Here is a 22,325-nt window from a genome sequence, read left to right as displayed (position 1 = left end):
TGATTATGCTTCTAAATTATTCATTTTCTTCTGAATCTTCTTCTACTGCTTCTACATCAATGGCTTCTGCCGCCTGTTTTGCCGCTTTGACAGCACCTGCCACACGATATACTACAAACAAATCACTCAGTCCGTCATAAATCAGTGCAATTCCTACGATTACCATAGCAATCTGTACCATCTCGATGGCTTTCCAGATTAATAATATTCCGAATGCAAAATTAAGAATTGTAATCAAAAGCAGGATTCCCCATGCTGTGTCACCATTCTGCTTTGCTTCGATGGTCATCCGTAAGTCTTCCAGACCATGCATCAGCAATACGACTCCGATTACTACCGGGAATATCTTTGCAAAGTTCAATGGCTGTACCAGAATCCATACCCCCAAAATAACCAGTGCAATTCCGGTTGCCAGTCCCAGCCTGCTTTCCAGTTTATTTCTCATATAAGAAATAATATGTCCGATTCCCATCACGCATAAAATAGCTGCCAAAATATAGCAAAGTACCTTTGTTACCTGCGTAGGCCATATCATAAGAATAACTCCCAGTGCCACACAAAGAATAGCGGATAATATAACATCTGCTTTGATTCTCTTTAATGTTTCCTTCATAATAAATACGCTCCTTCCACTTGTTTTTTTATTTCATTTCTTTCCTTTATTTTGCAGTAATATCTGCATAGGCTGCTCCGGTTACTGCTGCTAAGTCTGCCGGAGATAACGCCATGGATGTGCCGATTCTTCCGCCACTGATATAGATTTTATCAAACTGTTCCATGCTTTTATCCAAAATGGTCGGGAACTGTTTCTTCATTCCAAGGGGGCTGCAGCCGCCTCTTACATAACCGGTAATCTTTGTAATATCTTTTACATGAATCATTTCTACGGATTTCTCGCCGGCCGCTCTTGCTGCCGCCTTTAAATCCACCTCTTCTGCAATCTGTACCACAAAGACATAATATGCCTTGCTTTTTCCCTGCATGACCAGTGTCTTATAAGTCTGTTCCACCGGTGCTCCGGTCAGTTCTGCCGTATGCAGTCCGTCAATAAATTCATCACATTCGTAATTTAAGATTTCATATGCCACTTTATGCCGGTCTAAAATCCGCATGGCATTGGTCTTTACTTCTTTCCCCATGGTTTTATGCTCCTTTTGGGTTCTTTACTTTTTTGAAAGTCTCTGTTTTAACAACTACAGCTTCCGTATCGGAAACTTTCTGCATGTTACTCATCCGCTCCATTCACATAGGTTTCTAAAAAGGAATGTTTTACCCCATCTTTCTTATAAGCGATAATGGTACTTAAATTTACATTTTCCACACTGCGGAAGATATTATTTTCCACATATGGATTCACTTCTTTTAATCTGGCAATCAGCTGTTTGATTTCCATCCGTTTTGATACGGTACGTCCATCCGGGTCACAGGTGGTACAGGTATCGGTAAAATGGCAGGCACACTGGATAAAATGCAAATCGTTATAATCTCTCCAGTGCTTAATGTCATCCTCCCTGATCAAATACATTGGACGAATCAGTTCCATTCCTTCAAAATTCGTGCTGTGAAGCTTCGGCATCATGGTCTGTACCTGTGCACCATAGAGCATTCCCATTAAAATAGTCTCAATGACATCATCATAATGATGTCCCAGTGCAATCTTATTACAGCCTAATTCCTTTGCTTTACTATATAAATAACCGCGGCGCATTCTCGCACACAGATAGCACGGAGAATTTTCAATCTCATATACCGCATCAAAAATCTGTGTTTCAAATACCGTAATCGGAATCTGCATCAGCTCTGCATTCCGTTCAATCACTTTACGGTTCATCTCACTGTATCCCGGATCCATCACTAAGAATACCAGTTCAAATTGGAATTTATTATGCCGCTGCAATTCCTGAAAGAGCTTTGCCATCAGCATGGAGTCTTTACCACCGGAAATACATACTGCCACTTTGTCTCCCGGCTGCAACAGTTCGTATTCATTGATTGCTTTTGCGAATTTACTAAAGATTGCTTTATGAAATTTCTTGCGGATGCTCTTCTCAATTTCCTGACAGCGTTTCTCTTTCTCTGATGTTTTCTTCTGGAAACTGTCCAGCAGATATGCGCCATAGCCGCCCTCTAAGCTGACTGCATCAAAACCTTCTTCCCTTAGTCTTTCCGCTACTCCGATACTGTTGATTCCTTTGGCACAAAATAGTATCAGACGCTTGTCTGCCGATAGTTCCTCTTTTCTCAAAAGAATCTCCTGCTCCGGCAGATTGACTGCTCCCCTGATACTTCCATAGCGGAAGGCATCCTCATTTCTGATATCGATTAACTGGTATTCACCAGTCTTATATTCTTTTAATTGTGCCAGATTAATCTCAGTATCCGCCATGCTTCCGCTCCTTACTTTCAATTTTTCTCTTATTTTATACTAGGCGTTTTCTTTTATCAATACCTTCTGTTTCCATTTTCCGCTCCGCCACCGTAAAATCATTCCCACTGCCCGGACACATTCATCCATTGCCATACCGATATATGCTCCACAAACCAGCAATCCAAGATGAATTCCGAAGAAATAAGTTCCCCCCACCGCACACAGGTACATGAATATCGCAGCAATTACTGTAGTAAATACCGCATCGCCACTGGTCTTTAAAGCATTTCCGTATACCAGATTAGTCACCCGTCCAATTTCAAGGATAATATCGATAGCCAGCAGCTTTCCAACCAGAGATACCATCTGTGGATCAGCCGTAAACATCCGTATCAGCCAGTGGGACGATAACGCAAAGATGCTCTCCAGTATCGTCGCAACAATTACACCTACAACTGCTGCTTTTCTGGTTCCTTTATCGCAGGCTTCATAATCCTGTGCACCAATCCGCCAGCCGACCATAATTGCATTTGCCTGGGCTAACGCTGCACCTACGCAGTAAGAAAAATTTGTAATCTGCATAGCATAGGAACGGGCTGTTACGTTCATTCCATTGGCGTCCATCTGATTTAAGAAACGGATAATCAAAGTCATTGCCACATTATATAGTGCTGTTTCCATGGCAGAAGGCAGTCCGACCTTGACAATCTGTCCGAATACTACACGGTTCTTAAGCCTCTCCTTCTTCTCCTTCGCATGGATATAATAATGTCCGAAGCAGATTACCAGCCCAAGATTCAATACCCTTGAAATTACTGTTGCTGCAGCAACTCCTGCTACTCCATAGTGGAACCCAAAAAGAAATACTGCATTTAAGATAAGATTTAAAATGTTGGCAGATACCGTTGCCACAAGAGGCTGTCTGGTATATCCAAACGCTCTTAAGTAGCTGGAAAAAATTGGAATCAGTGCGTTTAAAATGCATCCGCCCCCTACAATCCTAAGATATGTTTCTGCATACTCCATCAGAGAATCTGCCACACCAACCGCTGATAATATCATTCCTGACTGGAAGAACAAAAATACCGCAAGAATTGCTCCTACAATAGCGTTAAATAACATGCCAAGCTGTCTTGCCTGATATGCAATCCCCTCTCTTCCGGCACCGATATACTGCGTCATAACCGCAATCATTCCGGCTGAAATAACAGAAAACATAATGATAAAAATACCTATATAGGTATTGGCTGTTCCAACAGCACCGACTGCTGCATCTCCCACAGATGAAAGCATCAGTGTATCCACCATGCCGGAAAGCATATAACATAATGTTTCCAGGCAGATTGGTACAAACAATTGTCCAAGAGTTTTCTTTTGTTCCACGTTTTGTCCTCTTTCTTTTCTTTCGATAGTTCTTTACATTTTATAATTTATCTTTTTGAATGGCGTCTGTGTAGTCTGCCAAAACGGGATGCGGTATCAGGGTGTAAGTAGTATCTGGAATTTGTTTTTTCGTTGTCTCTGTTCCGGCAACCGGTGCAAAGTCACATCCCTGTTCCTATGCACCTCGCTGGTACATCCCTGTACCAGCGTTGCCAGATAAAGAACAAATTCCAGATACTACTAACAGCCCCGATAAGCATCCCTGCTTTGGCAGACTACACAAACGTTTATCTAAATAGCAAATACTAAATAGCAAGCTGCAAATAATAATAAAATCAATAGCTATGCGCAATTACAAGAAAATCCTGCGGACGCAAATGTAACAAACTTACATTTATTTTTGGTCTGCAGGATTTTATTTTACTGCGCTATCTGACTTTTATGCTGCCGGCTGTTCAGACTGTTTATCATTCATTACCAGCTTCAGCAGAATCGGGGTAATCAATGTTGTCACGATTACTACCAGTACGATTGGTGCGAAGAATCTATCATCTAACATGCCGCACTGATATCCCTTCTGGGCAACAATTAACGCAACCTCACCACGGGAAATCATTCCGACACCAATCTGTAATGCTTCTTTATTTGTATAGCGGCAGAACTTTGCGCCCAGTCCGCATCCAACCACCTTGGTCAGTAAAGCAATAACTAAAAGGATAATGGTAAATCCTATCATAGAACCTGTCATTCCGTCTAAGGATGTCTTAATACCGATACTTGCGAAGAATACCGGTGAGAAGAATAAGTAAGACGGGAAGTTGATTCTGTCTTTTACATATTCACCATTCTTCATGCTGCAAAGCATCAGTCCTGCAAAATATGCCCCTGTAATATCTGCAATGCCGAAGAATTTTTCCGATACATAGGATAACAGGAAGCAGAATGCCAGTGCAAATACAGTAACACGTCTTTTCTGACCTTCGCTTTCAATTAATGGTTTGCATTTTGATACCAGGAAGAATAAAATTCCGATTACAATAAAGTAAAGAACGATCTTAACCATAACAGTAACCGGATTTACGCTGGTATCCTTTAAGCTCGTTACAATGGTAAGTACAATAATTCCAAGAATATCGTCAATAACAGCTGCGCCAAGAATGGTTGTTCCGACTCTTCCCTTTAAACGTCCCAGTTCACGCAATGTTTCTACTGTAATACTCACAGATGTTGCTGTCAGCACAACTCCGATAAAGACAGATTTCAATACCTCCTGATAATCTGCAAAATCTGTATGGAAATACAATGCATACCCTAAAAATCCACCAATCAGAGGAACAATAACTCCGATTAAAGCAACGATAAAGGATGCCAATGCATTTGCCTTGATTTCTTTCAAATCAGTCTCCAGTCCTGCGGAGAACATCAGGAAAATAACTCCGATTTCAGCTGTAATTTCAAGGTATACTCCGTTGGTTCCATCCAGTGTGATAAGTTTTAATACAGATGGTCCTAAAATAATACCGGCTGCCAGTGCTCCTACTACTGCCGGCATATGCACTTTTCGTGAGAAAAGTCCTAATACTTTTGTTGAAATTAAAATAATTGCTAAAAAAAGCAGAAATTCATAAGATTCCATAATATGACCTCTTTCCTTTCTTCTCTTGTTTTTTCTTTTTACATTCTCCTAAACCCGGAACTATGTTAACTCTTTTTGTTGGTAATAGCAATATATTTTTTCTTTTTTTGTTACTTAATATTTATATATTTTCCAGATTTTTTTGTTACTTTTTCACAATTAGAAATCAGTCCTTCTTTTTAGCATGAAAAAACAGCCCTTCCGGACTGTTTTTTCGAGGAGTTTAGTTATGAAAATGTTTCATCTATTAAAAGGAAATTATTGCCACTTTTTTCTCAAACGAAAGGAAATCTGTTTTTTTATTTTTGCGTTCCTTCATTTGATAGATTCATTATATCCATGAAATGTGTCTAAAGTGTGTCAGTTTTCGAAAAGGATTCTAAAAAAATCTAAAAAAATATTCCCATTTAGTTTATATTTTATTTAGAATTAAGTAATGTTTCGCACAATCGCAACTTTTCCAGTGTTGCCGCGCTGTTTTCAAATATTACCCTGCCTTTTCCGTCTCCGGTATACAATAATTCCTTTTCCATAAGCCGCCGTCTGGTCTCCCGTGCCACGCCAGCTCCTCCATCAAAAAATTCCACCGTATTTCCCATCACTTCTGCTATTGCATCCTTTACAAAAGGATAATGGGTACATCCCAAAACGATTGCATCCACTGTTCCCTCACAATATGGTTTCAACAGCCTGTATAAAAATGCCTTCAATCCTGCACTGTTTAATTCTCCACGCTCAACAAATTCTACAATTCCGGGACATGCCAGTGGATAAATCTCCGCATCCTTTTCATACCGTGCCATAAGCCGTTGAAATTTTTCTTCCCGGATTGTCATTGGCGTTGCCATAACAAGTACCCGTGGATGCTCCATAAACTGTACTGCAGGCTTTAATGCAGGTTCAATTCCAACCACCGGTACATCCGGATATTCTTTTCTCAAAATCGAGACATCTGCACTGGTTGCTGTATTACAGGCAATCACTACTGCTTTTGCTCCTTCCGACAGAAGATGTCTCACATGACATTCCGTCAGTTTCCGCACCTCTTCTAAGCTCTTTCCACCATACGGTGCATTTTTAGAATCTCCAAAAAATATATAATTTTCATTTGGCATCAGGCGTACCAGTTCACGTAATACACTTATTCCACCTACACCTGAATCAAATACTGCAATTGGTCTTTCGGTCTGTTTCATGATAGCCCCCTGTTTTCGCATACAAATAGGTTCTCTTCTTTCGTAAAAAACTGCTGAAAACAGATTTTCCGTTTTCAGCAGCAATTCTTAGTTTTCCCTCGGGCATCTACGCACTCTCTTAATATTGCAGTCCTGCACATCACACGGAGCACAGTCTACCAGTCCTTTTAAGTAGCAGAACGCCTGCCGGCTCTCCTTCTTATCCGTGTCTTCTTCCCGCGGACACCTGGACACATGCTTTACATTGCAGTCCTGAATCTGTCCCGAACTGCAATCCACAAGCCCTTTCAGGTAACAGAATTTGTTTTCCATTCTTTCCCCTATCTACTCTTTATCGCCCCAACACTATGTTTCTAATGTCATCTTTATTCTATCATCTTGGGAAGGGATGTGCAAGCCATAACAGACCTGTGTTTTGAATACTTTTCCAGCAAAAACGATTACTTTCTATTTTTCATATAAAAACTCTTCCGGCAATGTTACTTTAAAATCTTTTGCCAGCTGCCGGAATTCATCCGGCTGGATGGTCTGACGTTTCTTACTCTGCATAGATAACATCTTCACCAGTATCTCTGCTGATTTTTCAGCTGTGTGCATAAGTCCAAATGTCAGATCAAAATCTTCTCCTGCCGCAAACATACCATGATGCGCCCAGATTGCCAAGTCATATTTTTCCATCAATTTGCTGGTAGCAACAGCTATTTCTCTGCCGCCTGGCACCATCCACGGAACAACACCAATTCCATCTGGGAATACAACCGGACATTCTGTTGCCATTTCCCAAAGTTCTCTTGTAAATACTTTATCTTCCAGCGGCAGAACAAAGGTCAGGGCAATAATATTGGTGGTATGTGCATGATATACAACCCGGTAATTTGGATTTTTCTTCTTTTTTACTTCCAGATTCATCAAATGACTCGGTAATTCAGAAGTTGGTCTTCCACCATTTACCAGTCCCCAGACAATACGGTAATTTTCTCCTTTTTCATCCAGTTCTATCATGCAGATGGAATCTTCCGGTTTCAAAATCACATTGCGAAAATACTTGCCGCTTCCAGTTACCAGAAAATATTCTCCTGCAAGATATGGCACAGATGTTCCGATTGGCTGCCATTCTTTACTATTAAAATTTTCTTTTACCATTTCTACTTCTTCCGGTTTTACACGATACGATAAATTACCGCCATTTCTTTCATGCCATCCCTGTTCCCAGCCATCATTTGCCATACGGATGAATCCCTGTACAAATTCTGCATCTAAAAACTTCATTCTCTCTTTTCCTCTTATTATATCTTTCTGATATTTTTCTTTCTCAACTATTATTGTTTGTATGTTCTCTAGTTACGGTTTACCAATACTTCTTTTTCATATTTTTCGATTGCATCATAGAAATGTGCATCATCTGTAACACCTTCCCGTCTGCAATATTCTTCCCAGACTTCTCCAATTGGAAGCATCTTTACTGCCTCCTGCATTACCATTAATCTGCCCAGCTGATTGGTATCCTGTAATTCCTTCAACTGTTCATTCGGAGTACATAAAGCCATAAGCAGAGCCTTCTGCCAGCTTCGGAATCCTGTTGCAAGTGCAGAAACACGATTAATGCTTGCATCAAAATAATCCAATGCCATATACACCCTGTCCAGTGCCTGATTTCTTACAATCTCTTTTGCCATTTCCTTTGTTTCATCATCCAGCAAAAGAACATGGTCGGAATCCCAGCGCACTCCTCTTGTAATATGTAATGCAAATTCTGGATAAAAGCACAACATTGCAGGTATTTTATCTGAAACATATTCCTGTGGATGATAATGTCCATTATCCATAAGCGGCATACAGCCCTCATGCATTGCAGCAAAGCTTAACGTAAATTCTGCAGAACCTACCGTATAAGATTCTACTCCGATGCCAAAGACTTTCGATTCCACGCATGGTTTTACGAGATTTTTGTCATATGGTTCTGATAATATCTGCTCTATGGAATCCTTATATCTCATGCGTGGTCCCATTCGGTCTGCCGGCACATCCTTAAAACCATCTCCGGTCCATATATTCATAACGCAAGGCATTCCCGTTTCTCTTGCGAAATACTCCGAAATGCGGATACATGCCTTTCCATGTTCAATCCAGAATTTTCTGATTTCCTCATCGGGACTGGAAAGTGTCAATCCATTCTTTACTTTTTCATGTGAGAAAAATGTAGGATTAAAGTCAATTCCCATATGATGTTTTTTTGCAAAAGCAACCCATTTTGCAAAATGCTTCGGCTCTAAAGCATCTCTGTCTGCAAATTCGCCTTCTTCAAAAATAGCATAAGACGCATGAATATTTAATTTTGCTGTACCCGGCATAAGTTTCATTGCTTCTTCCATATCTGCCATAAGCTGTTCTGGTGTCTTCGCTCTTCCCGGATAATTTCCTGTTGTCTGGATTCCACCGGTCAATGCACCATCATTATCAAATCCCATTACATCATCGAGCTGCCAGCAATGGAGGGAAACCGGAACCTTTTTTAACTGCTCCATTGCCTTTTCCGTATCTACTCCCCATGCGGCATATTTTTCTTTTGCCATTTCGTAACTTGTCATACTTTCTAATCTCCTTCTCTATGCTTTATATAATTTAATTTCAAAGGAATGATAAATACACTCCCTCGCTTCTTTCAAATCAGCGAATTCTCCTGCTGTAATCATCTGTACGGAAATATTTCCCAATGCCGTTGCCTCTGTCGGTCCAGCCAGAACTGTTTTTCCGGTATATTTTGCTGTCAGTTTGTTCAGAAAATCTGCATTTGCACCACCTCCAACAATATGGAGTTCCTGATATTTCTGTCCGGTAATTATTTCTATCTCTTTTGCTGCCATGGCATAACAATTTGCCAGACTGTTATAAATAACAGCCGCTATTTCTCCGATTGTCTTTGGAACCTGCTGCAGCGTCTCCCAGCAAGCACTTCTTACTTCCTCTACCATACTTTCCGGTGCTAAAAATCTTTCATCATTTACATCTACCAGCGAGGTTATTTTTTCTTTCTCTGCCAGTTCACAGATTTCCGCAAAACTCATATCCGGAACAAGTTCTTTTCGAACCGACTGTATCATCCACAATCCCATGATATTTTTTAAGAAACGATAACGATATCCATAACCGCCTTCGTTGGTAAAATTGTGAAGCATACTTTCTTTGCTGCAATCTGCCTGCAGCCGTTCTGTTCCCATCAAAGACCATGTACCAGAACTGATATATAAGGTCTCTTCTTTCCGGGACGGCACTGCTACAACTGCTGATGCTGTATCATGTGTCGGTGGCAGAATCACCTTGCAGTTAAATCCCACCTGTTTTTGAATCTCCTGTTCAAGTTCTCCGACTTCACAGCCTGCCATTTTTATCTCTTGAAAGATATTCCGCTTTATTCCAAGCTTTTCAAGCAGTTCATCATCCCAGTCTTTTGTTGCCGGATTTACCAGCTGTGTTGTAGTTGCATTCGTATACTCCTGCACTTTCCTGCCTGTTAACAGGAAATTAAAATAATCCGGAACCATCAAAAAAGTTTCTGCACGTTCTAACTGGCCTGGTTCTGTCTTTTTTAATGCCATCAGCTGGTAAATTGTATTAAAAATCTGTTTTTGGATTCCTGTTCTCAAATATAACTGTTCTTCCGTTATTAATTTGTATACCTCTTCATCCATTCCATAGGTCCGCTTATCCCGGTAAGCAACTGTTTCACCAATTCTTCTGTCATTTTCATCTAAAAGCACATAATCCACTGCCCAGGTATCAATTCCCATGCTATATGGAATTTTTCCAAGTTCCGCACACTTTTTCATTCCTGAAAGAATTTCCTGAAACAGTCTTCTGACATTCCACACTTTATAACCTTTCCGATCAATCATTTCATTGGAAAAGCGGTAGATTTCTTCTAAAACTATTTTTCCATCCTCTAAGTGTGCCAGCATGTGTCTGCCACTGGATGCGCCAATGTCCACTGCAAGATAATATTTTGTATTCATTTTCACACTCCTTCTTCCTGTTCGTTAATCTAAATCTAACAAAAATAAGGACAGTTTGTTAGCCTCTCATTAGACCAAAAAACTGTCCTTATTTTCCTTGTTTTAAATTCTTATATGCACGTCTTTCTTATGTAAATCACGATATTTTTTTGGTGTCATTCCATAGCGTTTCTGAAACTGCCGATAGAAATAGCTCTGGTTTTCATAACCAACTTCCAGTGCAATGTCCTCCACCGTAAGTTCAGTCTCTACTAACAGATATACTGCCTTTTGAAACCGTTTTCTCTGCAATAGTTCCTGAAATGTATATCCTGTTTTCTGCTTCATCAATTTACTCAATACTGTCATCGACTGATGGGTATCTTCCGCAATCTTAGTCAGATTTGCATTCTGGCAATCACTGTTAATATATTCCATCACCGCCTGTACAACAGTTTCCTTATAATCAAGGGATGAGTTATGGCTCAAATTTTCCAGATGATTCAACAGATATAAAAATACAAGCCCCATGGTATACTGATTGGCAATATCTTCATTACAATGTGTATGCAGCATGGATTCTATCATATTTTCCATCAGATTCTCCACCTGTAAATCTTCTTTTAAACGAAATAGCAGATAATGGGAAACTGGATTCTTCTGCCGCATTGCACCAATTACAAAATCAGCCAGTACATTTTTCTCATGCAGCATCGTAAGTGGAACTTCAAAAAATTCCGGTAATGCAATAAAATTAATTCCAATATCTTCATACTCAGCCCTTTTTATTGCATGTGACACATGCTGATTCAGCATCAGCACATCTCCTTTACGCAATACCAGTTCTTTTCCTTCTATATAATGTGTAATACTGCCCTGTACCACATACATCATTTCCACATAATTGTGCCTATGCTCCGGGAAATCCACAAACCGGCTGTGTGGACGTACCGTAATCAGCTTTCCTCGCTGCAGTAATCTTTTTCTGTCAATCTCTGTCAGGTTATCTTTCGCATACAGACTTTGTTCCACCGTACTTTGTCCTGATTTATACTTCTTTTCTTCCTCCGATATTATCATCAATTCGTCTAGAAGTTCTTTTCTCATCCCGTTTTCTCCTCAATGAAACTTTTCCTAAAAACAACAATACCGCCAATATGCTTCCAGAAGCTTCCAGTAATACGAAAGTCTGCTGCCATTCCGTCTCATCGCCTGTCTTAATCTCCTTTGTTTCCAGTGGAGTCACAGGTTCCTCCCTTTCTTCCTGCGGTTCCTGAGGTCTTGAAACTGCCTTCCTTGCCAGCTTTAAATCCACTACCGCATCCTTCATCCAGACATACTTTCCATCACCTGTTTTTTCGATATTCTCCATAAAACCAGGCAGTGTAATCAGATACGGATCTGCCTGATAGACTTCATCGGATAAATAAAGCGGTTTCATGCAAACTAAATATACTCCGGCTTCCATTCCATCCTTGCTTCCTGTATTATCTGTCAGTTCAATCTCTGCATCCGGTTCTGTCTTTGCACTCTCATCCCATTCGGTAACCCCAAGAGATGCCGCCACATCTTCTGCTTTTTTCTTATATTCACGGGCGGATGATTCCACGGATAACTCCTGTATATTTAACCCGGAATATTTTTCTAAATCACGGTATTCCCCTGTCTCTGTAATATCTGCAATGCGATATAGCCTAAGCTCCAGCTTCTGCTCTTTTAAAGTTGCACGGTATGCATTGGGAATTTCAAAAGTAATAGAACATGGTTCCGATACCGGAATATCCTCCTCTGCCCGTACACTCTCTGGCTGCAGACCAGCAAAACATATCATTATGAATAGTATTTTACAAACTATTTTATTCCTGTGCTTTCTCCCTTTTGTTCCATGGCTGCTTTTTTTCTTTATCATCCAGATGATACTTCTGCATATTACAATGGAGCCTATAGCAGCTATTATTCCAATAAAAATCCATGCCAGATAATTCGTATGAATGCTTTTCTTTGCCTGTCTTTCCTGCTCCTTCTCCTGTTCCTCTACATAAGGCACTCTGTGTCCACGCACCAATAAACGCTGCGTATTTACACCATATGGCGTACAGGTAACCAGCGTTACATAATCCTTCCCTTCTTCTACATTTAAAATCTCTGTATCTTCCGGCATCACAGTTTCTATCTGATCTACTTCGTATGCCAGAATATCATCTAATATATATAAGTAGAACTGGTCTCCTTCTTCCAGTAAATCAAGGTCTGTAAACAGGGACATTCCTGGAATTCCCCGATGCGCTGCTATGGATGCATGTGTTGAAGTTCCACCGATTGGCAGCGATGAACCCTGGATATGTCCTGCTCCTTTTTGTAATACCTCTTCTCTGGAAGTATGATATACAGGTATAATTTCGCCAATCTTCGGAATAGACAGATAACCCATCATACCATCCCCATTCTGATTCAGGCAGGACATATATTCACTATCCTGCTGTGTTACTTCCTCCTGTTCTGCCTGAATGAAACTATCAGGAATTACAATTGGCTGCAACCGCTCGTTATATGCCGCTGCTTTCTCCCACTCCTCTTCTAAACTGGTATCCTCCGCTTTTTCTGCATTTTCATACTGATATTCTTCAAACTTTAATTTGCTATTATACTCGTTCCACATATTAGAAAACATTGGATAAAGCAGCAGGGCAAAGCCTGTCAAAAAGCCAACTGCCATGAGAAACATTAATGTTTTACGTACAGATTCTTTCATTCTACTTTGCCCTCTCTTAATTATTTTACCTGTTTTCTTTTTCTCAATGAAACAAACATTGTTCCAAATCCTGCCATTAAGACAACTGCTGCAACAGTCAGTGCAATCATTCCTGCTCCACCTGTCTCCGGTAAGGTAATAAGTGGTGTATTATTAATTCCAAACGTATCTGCATTTGCAGCATTGTCTGTTGTATTTATTGTTCCATTATCCAGCTTTTCATGTGTAAAAGTAATAGAATTTCCAGTTGCGCCATTTACTCTTACCGTATAATTCTTTAATTCTCCTGTCAGTTCATTATAAGTCGGTGTGATTACAATCGTATAAGTAGTCTTATCCAATGCATATCCCAATGGTGCCTTGGACTCTTTTAAAGTATATGTACCTGCATCCAGACCGGTTGCTGTCAGCTGACCATTGTTTTTTGATACAATATAATCATATGTTCCACTTGTCTCGGTAGTATATTCACCATCACTGGTAAAATATAACTGCTTTCCATTTGCATCAAATAACTGGAACTGTGCACCGTCCAGTGCTACTTTATTATCAAGTTCTGTCGTTGTCTTTACACCATATTTGGTAATCTCTGTAGTTTTCTCAGAACCAGTTCCATTTACCAGAGTATCAAATCCAAATGTATAATGATGTGTGATATCCTGCATCGGATCACTCATATCAGTACCGGATGCTACCGTAGAATACTTTAAAGTTGCTTTATTCTCATCTGAATCAAAGTTTACTTTTGCTTTCTCATTTACTTTTGCCTGATAAGTAATTGCAATCGTATTTCCTGCATACTGATAAACATCCTCACCATATAAATCTAATGTAAAACCACTTGTGGAGGTTGTAATATTGGTTGAAGTACATTTCTTGTTTGTTACAAATAAATCATTGATGGATGTTCCTTCTAATTTAATAGAACTTACATCCAGAGTCAGTCCATCTGTGAGTGAATCCTTAATATTATAATGTAACTTATCAGATAACCAGGATCCCTGATAATCCGGAATTGTCATCGTAATCTTAAATTCTACTGTGTCTCCAATATTCGCATCCCCATATTTATATGCATTTCCATTTTCAATTACTTCCTTCTTCATGGTTGGATCGCTGGATTTCTTCGCTGCTACATGAATCACTCCGTTTTCATCTGCAATAGATGCTATTCCAGTACCACTGTACTGATAATTTACCGCAACCACATTACCACTATAAGAATATTCTTTGACCTGTTTATTTGCAGCGATTACATATAAACCAGGTTTTACATTTGATACACTATAGGAAGCATCTGCAGCATTATACTGCATGTGTAATACAGTCTTATCTACAACAGCATCTCCTTCTCCATCATGTAAATCCCAGTCATCAGCTCCCATTGTTGAATTCAGATTCATATAAAAATAAACCAGATCATCTGTATCCACTTTGCCATCTTTTACTCTCGACTCAACATTTCCCTCCGGATTGTATTTCCAGTAATGATTTCCATTTGCATCTACTGCATCAATTGCAACTGCATATGCATAAACATTACATCCTTCCTCGATTCCGGTTACCTGAATCGTAGTGGCAAGATCTGCCGCCCTAACCGTTTTCGCCGGCAGAATTATACTAAGTACCAGCATTACTGCCATCATCATTGCCTTCCATCTTCTTACTCTCTGTTTCATATTCTCTCTCCTTTACTTGTTCAGACAATTATCAAAGCGGTGCTCCAGGCCGCCTTGCAATCGTCCAGTTTATATCAACACTGTCAATCATTCTTACATTTTTAGGGAATTTAAAAAAAACTAAGTTATACTACTGATTGGTGAAGAACCTATACTTTTTGCTGGCGTTGGGAAATCACCAGCATTAGTACGGCAAAAAAACTCATGAAAAGTGTACCGATAACCGCAAGCGGATAGAGCCCTCCACTTTTTGTTTCTGGCATACGATATACTGCTTTATCTATAATTGAAAGTGTTAATACCTTATTTACCGCATCATATGATGCCTCTCCATAACCTGCCCCACCCTGCGTTACTTCTATTTGTGAAGCATCCTCATTTATACTTAAGATAATATCTTCCATTATTTCATATCCCACAGGTGCATGTGTTTCCCGCAGAATATAGGTTGTATTACATGCAAGCTGCAGTGGTTCTCCATTTGTATCTGTAAATTCTAATTCTCCGATTTCATGTCCATCTGTTCCATCCGAACTTGTAAGCGATATAATTTCCGTTTCGCCGGATGATTCCACCTGATATAACGTAAATTCTGCACCAGACAGAGCCAATGCATCAATTACTTTTGTTCCATATTTTCTTGCCTGTAAAGTCCATGTCGGTGGTTTTTCCTCATCATAAACAGAAAATACTATGGCATCTTCCTGCCTTGTCACACGCCAGTCCCCATATTCTGTTGTGCCACCTGCATCTGCCCCGGAAAGTGTATTTCCATCTTCCAATAAAACGTCATTGATAAATACCTGATTTTCTTCTTTTATCCTGATATCTATCTCATCTGACATCAGATAAAAGTTTTCCGGTGCTTCTGCTTCTTTTAATTTATAATGGGCTCCTTTTGAACAGGTAAATTCTGAGCCATTTAAATCCAGCAGTTTTACCGTACCATTTGTATCTGTTGTTCCGTTTGCCACCAGTGTAACCGGTTCTTCTGCTGTATATAATTCAAAATGCGCTCCTGAGAGTCTCTGCTGGTATTCTGTGTCACGGTACTTATCCACCTGAATGGTATAATCTATATTTTCTTCTAACAGTTCCGTAGAATTCTTCAAAGTAAACACAATTTCTTTATTCACCAGCATTCCTTTGTCGCCATATGTAGAATTCACTACCTGTTCTGACGTTCCAAGCACTTTGTTATTGGCAACCACTTCTACAACTGATACTGTCTTTCCGGTACTTTCATCCAGCTTATGTTTAATTTCAATAACAGCTAATTCACCTCTTGCCACATACCCATCCGGCGCAGTATCCTCTGTCAAAACATAAGTTCCATCATCTACCATTAACTTTCCCATTTTCTCAGCATCCAGATAAATATAAGTTTCACCGGCCGCCACGCCATCTTCTTCCATACCGGTTGTTCCACTTATTCCGATATCTTCATAACGCACTGTTCCGTCTTCCGCTATATTCTTTTTCTTAAGTGAAAATACAGCCCCATTTAATCTGTCATCCGTTCCAATATCCCGTTTTGATATTTTGATACTATAGTACACAGCATAATCTTCCTCTAATTTATCCCGTTCTGTATAAATCAGATAATTATAATTCTGCATCTGTCTTTTGTCTCCTGGTGAATCAGAAGCCTGAATCAGCATGGTCTGTCCCTTTACATCTTTATAGGTATACTTCCTGCTGTACAAATCTGCCTGATAAGACGGCCAGTTGGACGGATATTCCTTTCCAGCCATTTCATTCTTCGCCGGGTCAAATCCCGCCGAAATCATCAATCCTTTTGTAGAATTAATAAAATAACTGGAATAAGTATAAAATTCTTCCTGTGAGATTGGATTTTGCGAAATTCCTTCGGTCTGTGTCGCATTTTCAATAACTGTATGTCCGGTACAGACTGCATTACTGTTGGGATATGCTGAATCAATATCTATATATCCATCTCCCACTACAACAAGCCTGTCTGTAACCTTAATAAAATGCTTCGTCGTGCTTGCCCAGTTATTCTGGTGCAGATATACAATTCCTTCTATATCTATAACACCCTCTATTCCAAAATATCCATAATTATATATGGCATTCTTAGTCTTATTTCCATTATAAGCTGCGCAATGTATCACAGCCTTGCTTTCACCGCCCTCTTCTGTCTTCGTTCCACCTTTCATATAGAAATAGCCTGGTCCATCTCCGGAATCATCTACATAAACAGCAGCTCCTTCTGATGCATTACAATTTTCAATTGTACCTCCATACATATAAAAAGACGGTTTCTTCCCGGAGAAAGTGCTTGCCACATATACTGCACCGCCATACTGTGATGCCTGGAAATTACGTATAACTCCACCATACATGTGGAATACCGGTGTTCCCATATTGTTTCTGGATAAGTTCACGCAGCCACCACTCTGTGGAAGCTTTGTCATATTCTCCCCCTCCAATGTTCCACCATATAAATTTACTGTTCCGCCACTATAGATCCAGATTAACTGACAGGATGCGTAAATGACACCTCCACCGGCAGAATCCCGGATATTGAGTACTGCATTATCGCTGCATAACATAAAACTTGCGTTATTCTGCATCGTCATCTTATGGCCATTCAAATCAATATTCAAAACACCATTTAACTGACAAATGCCTGAAGCTGTCACATCCTCTGTCAAAGAAATTGTTCCTCCACCGTTATAACTGCCCAGTGAAATCGTGCCACTTCCATAAGTCTGTGAAAAAAAGGCTATCTTGTTTTCTTCTGTATTATCTACATCTTCTGTGTCCTCTGTTTCTTCTGTACTCTGCTCTAACTCACCTATCTCTGTTTCATAAATTTCTTCACCATTTTCCTGCTCTTTTGCATTCGCATTCTGTGCAAAAGACAGCAGAAGTAATAGTGTTACCGCTAATAATGCCTGTACTATATGAAATTTATGTTTCCTTTTTCTCCCACAAAAAAGCATTTTCCCTCTCCATTAAATATCTTCTTTAATAAACACTATATATTAATAAACCTTTCTGTCTCTCCTTTAAGTCCATTTGATACGGTCTGATTTACATATGACTGCTCTTTGATATCTTCTACTGCTTTTGCCAAATCCTCGACACTTCCTGCGAAGACCTGTAACCCTTCCGAGCTTTCATCGATAGACGTTGCTATGGTATCCATGTTTTCTTTCATTTCATCCATTGCCTGATACATATCCTGCACATTATGATTGATTGTTCCGCAAAAATCTCCCATATAGTCTGCATCCTGGCGGTAGCGGGAAGCCATCATTTCAAAACCGTTATAATCCTGCAATATGTTCTGATTTAAGAACTCCATCATTTTTTCCACCTGTTCAATCAGTGTGCTGACTGCTGTGGTCACAGACATATTAATTGTCTGTATCTCACCCATCGTCTCCCGGCTATTATCTGCCAGTTCCCTGATTTCAGATGCTACTACTGCAAATCCTTTTCCCGCCTCTCCTACTCTTGCAGCCTCTATTGCAGCATTCAAAGCCAAAAGATTAGTCTGTTCTGCAATTCCAAGAATCTGTTCTGTCAGATTTCCTATTTCATAGATTTTTTTGCTTCCTTTTAAGCTGTCCGCAATGCTATGTCCTAAACTGCCAATCATATCATTGGTTTCTTTTTTGCTTTCTGCTGTTTTTTTCTCGATATAATCTGCCCGTTCACGCATTTCATCTACGAATTGAACTCCATTTCCGGTTTCCTCTGATATATCTCTGACATTTTCTACTATTTTTCCAACCCGTTCACTAACCTGTCCGGAACGGTCATTAATTTCCATGATTCCTGCAGATAACTCTTCAATTACAGCTGACATATTCATGGTCTCTTCTCCGATATTTCCAGCCTGCCTGTTCATTTTATCTGCAACTTCGTCCATATCGGATGAACCATCTTTTAACTGCTTCATGATATTTTGTAATTTTTCTACAAAAAGATTTACTCCTGTAACCAGTTGTCCTATCTCATCCATCCTTTTTACCGGAATCCGGATGCTTAAATCTCCATTTCCATTCTGGATATCCTCTACCATCTGGTTTAACTGTAAACTTGCTTTTTTGAGTGGCTGAATAATCGCCTTATTCACCAGTATGTATGTAACTAAGCAGATAATCAGAAAACATATGCCGATTGTTACACTGATAAGATAAGTTTTTTGGGTCCGGGCTTTCATATTCTGTGAACTGCGTTTTACATTCTCATCTAACTTTTCCTGAAAATCATTGCATGCCGACTCCCGCGCCTGTATTTTTTCTAATGCACTGCCTCCAATGATGGATTTTGCTTTTGCAATATCTCCATCATCTCTTGCCTGTCTGCATTCTTTCAATTGCTCCATCAGTTCTTTATTTACACTGCTGTAAGTCATAAAACTGTCGGTTAAACTCTGCTCTGAAATATCTTTGGTCAGCTTTTCCATTTCCGTGAGATACTGGGCAATGGCTTCTTCCTCTGTTTCCATATTTCCACTGATATCCCCGGCAATCAGCATGTCTTCATCACTGAGTGCGGTTAAAATATTGGCATATTTCTGACAGGTTTCAATTTTCTTTTCCACTCTTCCATAATATTTCTCCATGGAAATATAGCCATCCGTAACAAGCTGCTCTGCCTGTTCAATTTTTGTTACCTCTCCGATAATTACCGTAATTCCAATTACCATTACCAGAAATAAACCAATTGCCATAAATAGAAATTCTTTTTTTATTGTTTTCTTCATATTTACACCTTCTCTAAGGACGTATGTTTAAAATTTTTTCATATTTTCCGCAGTCTAATATCTCTTCCGTTCCATCCGGCAAAATAAATCTCGCATTTGCATTAAATGGAACTTCTATGTTACAGACTACTTCCTGCTCACTCTTCCAGTTCCATGCACAGACATATTTACCAAATACACTTCTCCAGCTTCCCTCTGCTTTTTTTAATCTTTGATCTGGCATCGGATATATGGTCATCTTTACCGCCTCTCCTATAGACGGATTCAGACCACACATGTATCTGTATATCCATTCTGCAATGCTTCCATATGCATAATGGTTTAAGCTGTTCATACCGGTTCCGCTGATACTTCCATCCTCTTCCAATGAATTCCATCGTTCCCATACCGTTGTTGCACCAAGGTTCACCTCATGCAGCCATCCTGGATAGTCCTCGTTTAAAAGCAGGTCATAAGCAAGCTGATTTTGTCCATTCTCTGACAAAGCCATGCACAGAATTGGTGTTCCAACAAAACCTGTATTTAAATGTCCATTATTTTTCTTAAGTAACTCTGCCAGTTTTGCCGTTATAACTTCTCTTTCTCCCTCTGGATAAAGTTTTAAATAAAGCAAAAGTGCACAAGCGGTTTGTGTGTATTCCAAGCAAAACTTTTTATCTGGAAAGTAATAATTTAAAATTGCATTCCGAATCTCTTTTTCTCTCTCTGCATATACTTTACTTTCCTCTAATCCTAGACTTTCTGCCGCTTCTTTCACCATTTTGGTTGACCAATAATGGTAAACGGATGCGATAAAGCCACTGTCTGTCTTTCCAATCGGATTATTGATATTTCCATTGTCTAATGCCAGCCAGTCTCCCAGCTGCCTGTCATTCTGCCACAGATACGGAATCTCATTCTCTTTTGTTCTCTCATATTCGTAATCCACCCAGGCTTTCATAACAGGATACTGTTCCTCTAACATTGCCTTATCTCCATAAAACTGATAGAGTCTCCATGGAATCAGCGTTGCTGCATCTCCCCATACTGCCGCTCCGGAATCCAGATAGAAAGGATTCGTATGTTCTTCTTTTTTTACCTTTGGTCTTGGAACAAAGAACGGAATAGCTCCATTACATTTTTCCTGCTCAGCCTGCATATTTTTCATATAGTGATGAAAGAAACTTCCGCTATCCATATGAAAACATGCTGTGGATGCAAAAATTCCCGCATCACCTGTCCAGCCCATTCGTTCATCACGCTGCGGACAATCCGTTGGAATATCCAGAAAATTACATTTCTGGGAACGCAGTGTATTTTCTAATAAATGATTTACCTTATCATGATCTGTTGCCACCCAGCCGGTTCTCTCAATATCAGACATAATACGATAAGCAATAAATTTATATTCTTTTTCCGGATTCAGACCTTTTATTTTCACATAGCGAAATCCATAATAGGTAAAATGAGGACGTATGGTTTCTCCTTTTCCCTTCGATACATATGTAAATTCTGCTTTGGCAGTACGGAGATTATCCCTGTAAAATCTGCCCTTTTGCAGAACTTCTCCATACTGCATCATAACTTTCTGACCTGTTTCAAATGCACCAGTTATTTCTACCCAACCGGTGACTGTTTCCCCAAAATCCAGCAAAAGTGCTTCATCTTCCTGTTTTACTGATACCGGTTGAAATTCTTCTACTTTATGAATTCTTGGATTAAATCGTTCCACAAGTGGTCTTGTTTCTTCTATTTCCTCCACGGAAAGCATTTTGTGTTCTAATGTCTCATCAATATGTTCTCCATCATAGATTCCATTTTCACATATGCTGCTTTCTTCTGCCTTCCAGCTGCTGTCTGTTACAATACATTCTTCCTGTCCATTGGCATATCGTATATGTAATTCTCCAATGCACTTCTTCTGATTACCATATAGATTTCTGTAATCACCATCAAATCCAAATCTTCCTTTATACCAGCCTTCGCCTAACAGAACCGCAATTTTATTCTTTCCCTGAGATAACAGTTCTGTAACATCCAGTGTCTGATATTCTAAAAAGCTGTCATAGCAATGATAACCCGGCATAAGAAATTCTCTGCCCGCCTTCTTTTCATTGACATATGCTTCATATAATCCCAGACCACATACATGCCATCTGACAGACTCCGGTTTCTCTTTTAATTCAAACTCTTTATATAAAAGAGGCATTCTCTTTTCATTTTCTTCTGTTCCAATCCATTTTGCGGTCCAGCTTTCCTGCAGTTTTCCCGTTTCAAACCATGCCGGATTACTTTTTGCGCAGTCTCCCTTGTCATCTTTAACTTCTACCTGCCAGTAATATCTGGTTCTTGGTTTTAAGTCGAAGGAAACCAGCATCTGGTTCTCATGATAATTCTCCTGTACTCCGGAATCATATACCAGCTTTTCCATATTGCTGCTCTCTGATACTATAATTCTTGTTTCCACGGCCCATTTTCCACAGACATCCTTTACTTCCCAGGACAAATGGATTTTTGCCAAATTAAAACCTAATGGATTTTTTTTATGATTTACTCTTAATCTGCTGATATACATATAACCGGTTCTCCCTTATGTCTC

Annotated in this window: 16 protein-coding genes; all 16 read right to left on the bottom strand. The window is 39.6% G+C overall.

Going from position 1 to position 22,325, the window contains the following annotated elements:
• Positions 1-16: 16 nt before the first annotated feature.
• Entirely contained in the window at positions 17-613 is a 597-nt protein-coding gene (locus tag DWX96_RS06785; RefSeq protein WP_118057082.1) for an HdeD family acid-resistance protein, read from the bottom strand.
• 46 nt (positions 614-659) lie between these two features.
• Positions 660-1,139: a Cys-tRNA(Pro) deacylase gene (ybaK, locus tag DWX96_RS06780; RefSeq protein WP_022242976.1), complete on the bottom strand. Its 480-nt coding sequence runs from the start codon at positions 1,137-1,139 to the stop codon at positions 660-662.
• Between the two features lie 86 nt (positions 1,140-1,225).
• The gene (locus tag DWX96_RS06775; protein ID WP_118057081.1) at positions 1,226-2,386 is read right to left on the bottom strand and encodes an ATP-binding protein; all 1,161 of its coding nucleotides are present in this window, start codon (positions 2,384-2,386) and stop codon (positions 1,226-1,228) included.
• 39 nt (positions 2,387-2,425) lie between these two features.
• Positions 2,426-3,751, bottom strand: a complete 1,326-nt coding sequence (locus DWX96_RS06770; protein ID WP_118057080.1) for an MATE family efflux transporter — start codon at positions 3,749-3,751, stop codon at positions 2,426-2,428.
• 439 nt (positions 3,752-4,190) lie between these two features.
• Positions 4,191-5,387 (bottom strand): cation:proton antiporter, encoded by a 1,197-nt coding sequence (locus DWX96_RS06765; protein WP_118057079.1) that lies wholly within the window; start codon positions 5,385-5,387, stop codon positions 4,191-4,193.
• A 419-nt stretch (positions 5,388-5,806) separates the two neighbouring features.
• On the bottom strand, positions 5,807-6,583 hold the full coding sequence (gene murI / locus DWX96_RS06760; protein ID WP_118057078.1) for a glutamate racemase: 777 nt from the start codon (positions 6,581-6,583) through the stop codon (positions 5,807-5,809).
• Between the two features lie 87 nt (positions 6,584-6,670).
• The gene (locus tag DWX96_RS06755; protein WP_117947126.1) at positions 6,671-6,895 is read right to left on the bottom strand and encodes a hypothetical protein; all 225 of its coding nucleotides are present in this window, start codon (positions 6,893-6,895) and stop codon (positions 6,671-6,673) included.
• Positions 6,896-7,030: 135 nt separating this feature from the next.
• Positions 7,031-7,852 carry a rhamnulose-1-phosphate aldolase gene (rhaD, locus tag DWX96_RS06750; RefSeq protein ID WP_118057077.1) on the bottom strand — a complete coding sequence of 274 codons (822 nt, stop codon included), beginning with the start codon at positions 7,850-7,852 and terminating at the stop codon, positions 7,031-7,033.
• Positions 7,853-7,920: 68 nt separating this feature from the next.
• A complete protein-coding gene (locus DWX96_RS06745) occupies positions 7,921-9,171 on the bottom strand; it encodes an L-rhamnose isomerase (RefSeq protein ID WP_117841632.1) in 1,251 nt (416 codons plus the stop codon).
• A gap of 18 nt (positions 9,172-9,189) precedes the next feature.
• Positions 9,190-10,593, bottom strand: a complete 1,404-nt coding sequence (rhaB, locus tag DWX96_RS06740) for a rhamnulokinase (RefSeq protein WP_118057076.1) — start codon at positions 10,591-10,593, stop codon at positions 9,190-9,192.
• Positions 10,594-10,695: 102 nt separating this feature from the next.
• Positions 10,696-11,679 carry an AraC family transcriptional regulator gene (locus tag DWX96_RS06735; protein ID WP_117841630.1) on the bottom strand — a complete coding sequence of 328 codons (984 nt, stop codon included), beginning with the start codon at positions 11,677-11,679 and terminating at the stop codon, positions 10,696-10,698.
• Positions 11,621-13,324, bottom strand: coding sequence for a class C sortase (locus DWX96_RS06730; RefSeq protein WP_118057075.1), 1,704 nt, complete (start codon positions 13,322-13,324; stop codon positions 11,621-11,623). The genes DWX96_RS06735 and DWX96_RS06730 overlap by 59 nt, the downstream gene beginning before the upstream one ends.
• 20 nt (positions 13,325-13,344) lie before the next feature.
• Positions 13,345-15,003, bottom strand: coding sequence for an isopeptide-forming domain-containing fimbrial protein (locus tag DWX96_RS06725; RefSeq protein WP_118057074.1), 1,659 nt, complete (start codon positions 15,001-15,003; stop codon positions 13,345-13,347).
• A gap of 149 nt (positions 15,004-15,152) precedes the next feature.
• Positions 15,153-17,972, bottom strand: coding sequence for a prealbumin-like fold domain-containing protein (locus tag DWX96_RS06720; protein WP_118057073.1), 2,820 nt, complete (start codon positions 17,970-17,972; stop codon positions 15,153-15,155).
• 35 nt (positions 17,973-18,007) lie between these two features.
• Positions 18,008-19,747: a methyl-accepting chemotaxis protein gene (locus DWX96_RS06715; RefSeq protein WP_022242963.1), complete on the bottom strand. Its 1,740-nt coding sequence runs from the start codon at positions 19,745-19,747 to the stop codon at positions 18,008-18,010.
• Between the two features lie 13 nt (positions 19,748-19,760).
• A complete protein-coding gene (locus DWX96_RS06710) occupies positions 19,761-22,301 on the bottom strand; it encodes an alpha-L-rhamnosidase (protein ID WP_118057072.1) in 2,541 nt (846 codons plus the stop codon).
• Positions 22,302-22,325 lie beyond the last annotated feature (24 nt).

It is taken from the genome of Roseburia sp. AF22-2LB (genome assembly GCF_003461125.1).
GTDB lineage: Bacteria > Bacillota > Clostridia > Lachnospirales > Lachnospiraceae > Roseburia_C > Roseburia_C amylophila.
The sequence above is the reverse complement of the archived record's forward strand: the minus strand, read 5'-3'. Positions and strand labels throughout refer to the sequence as shown.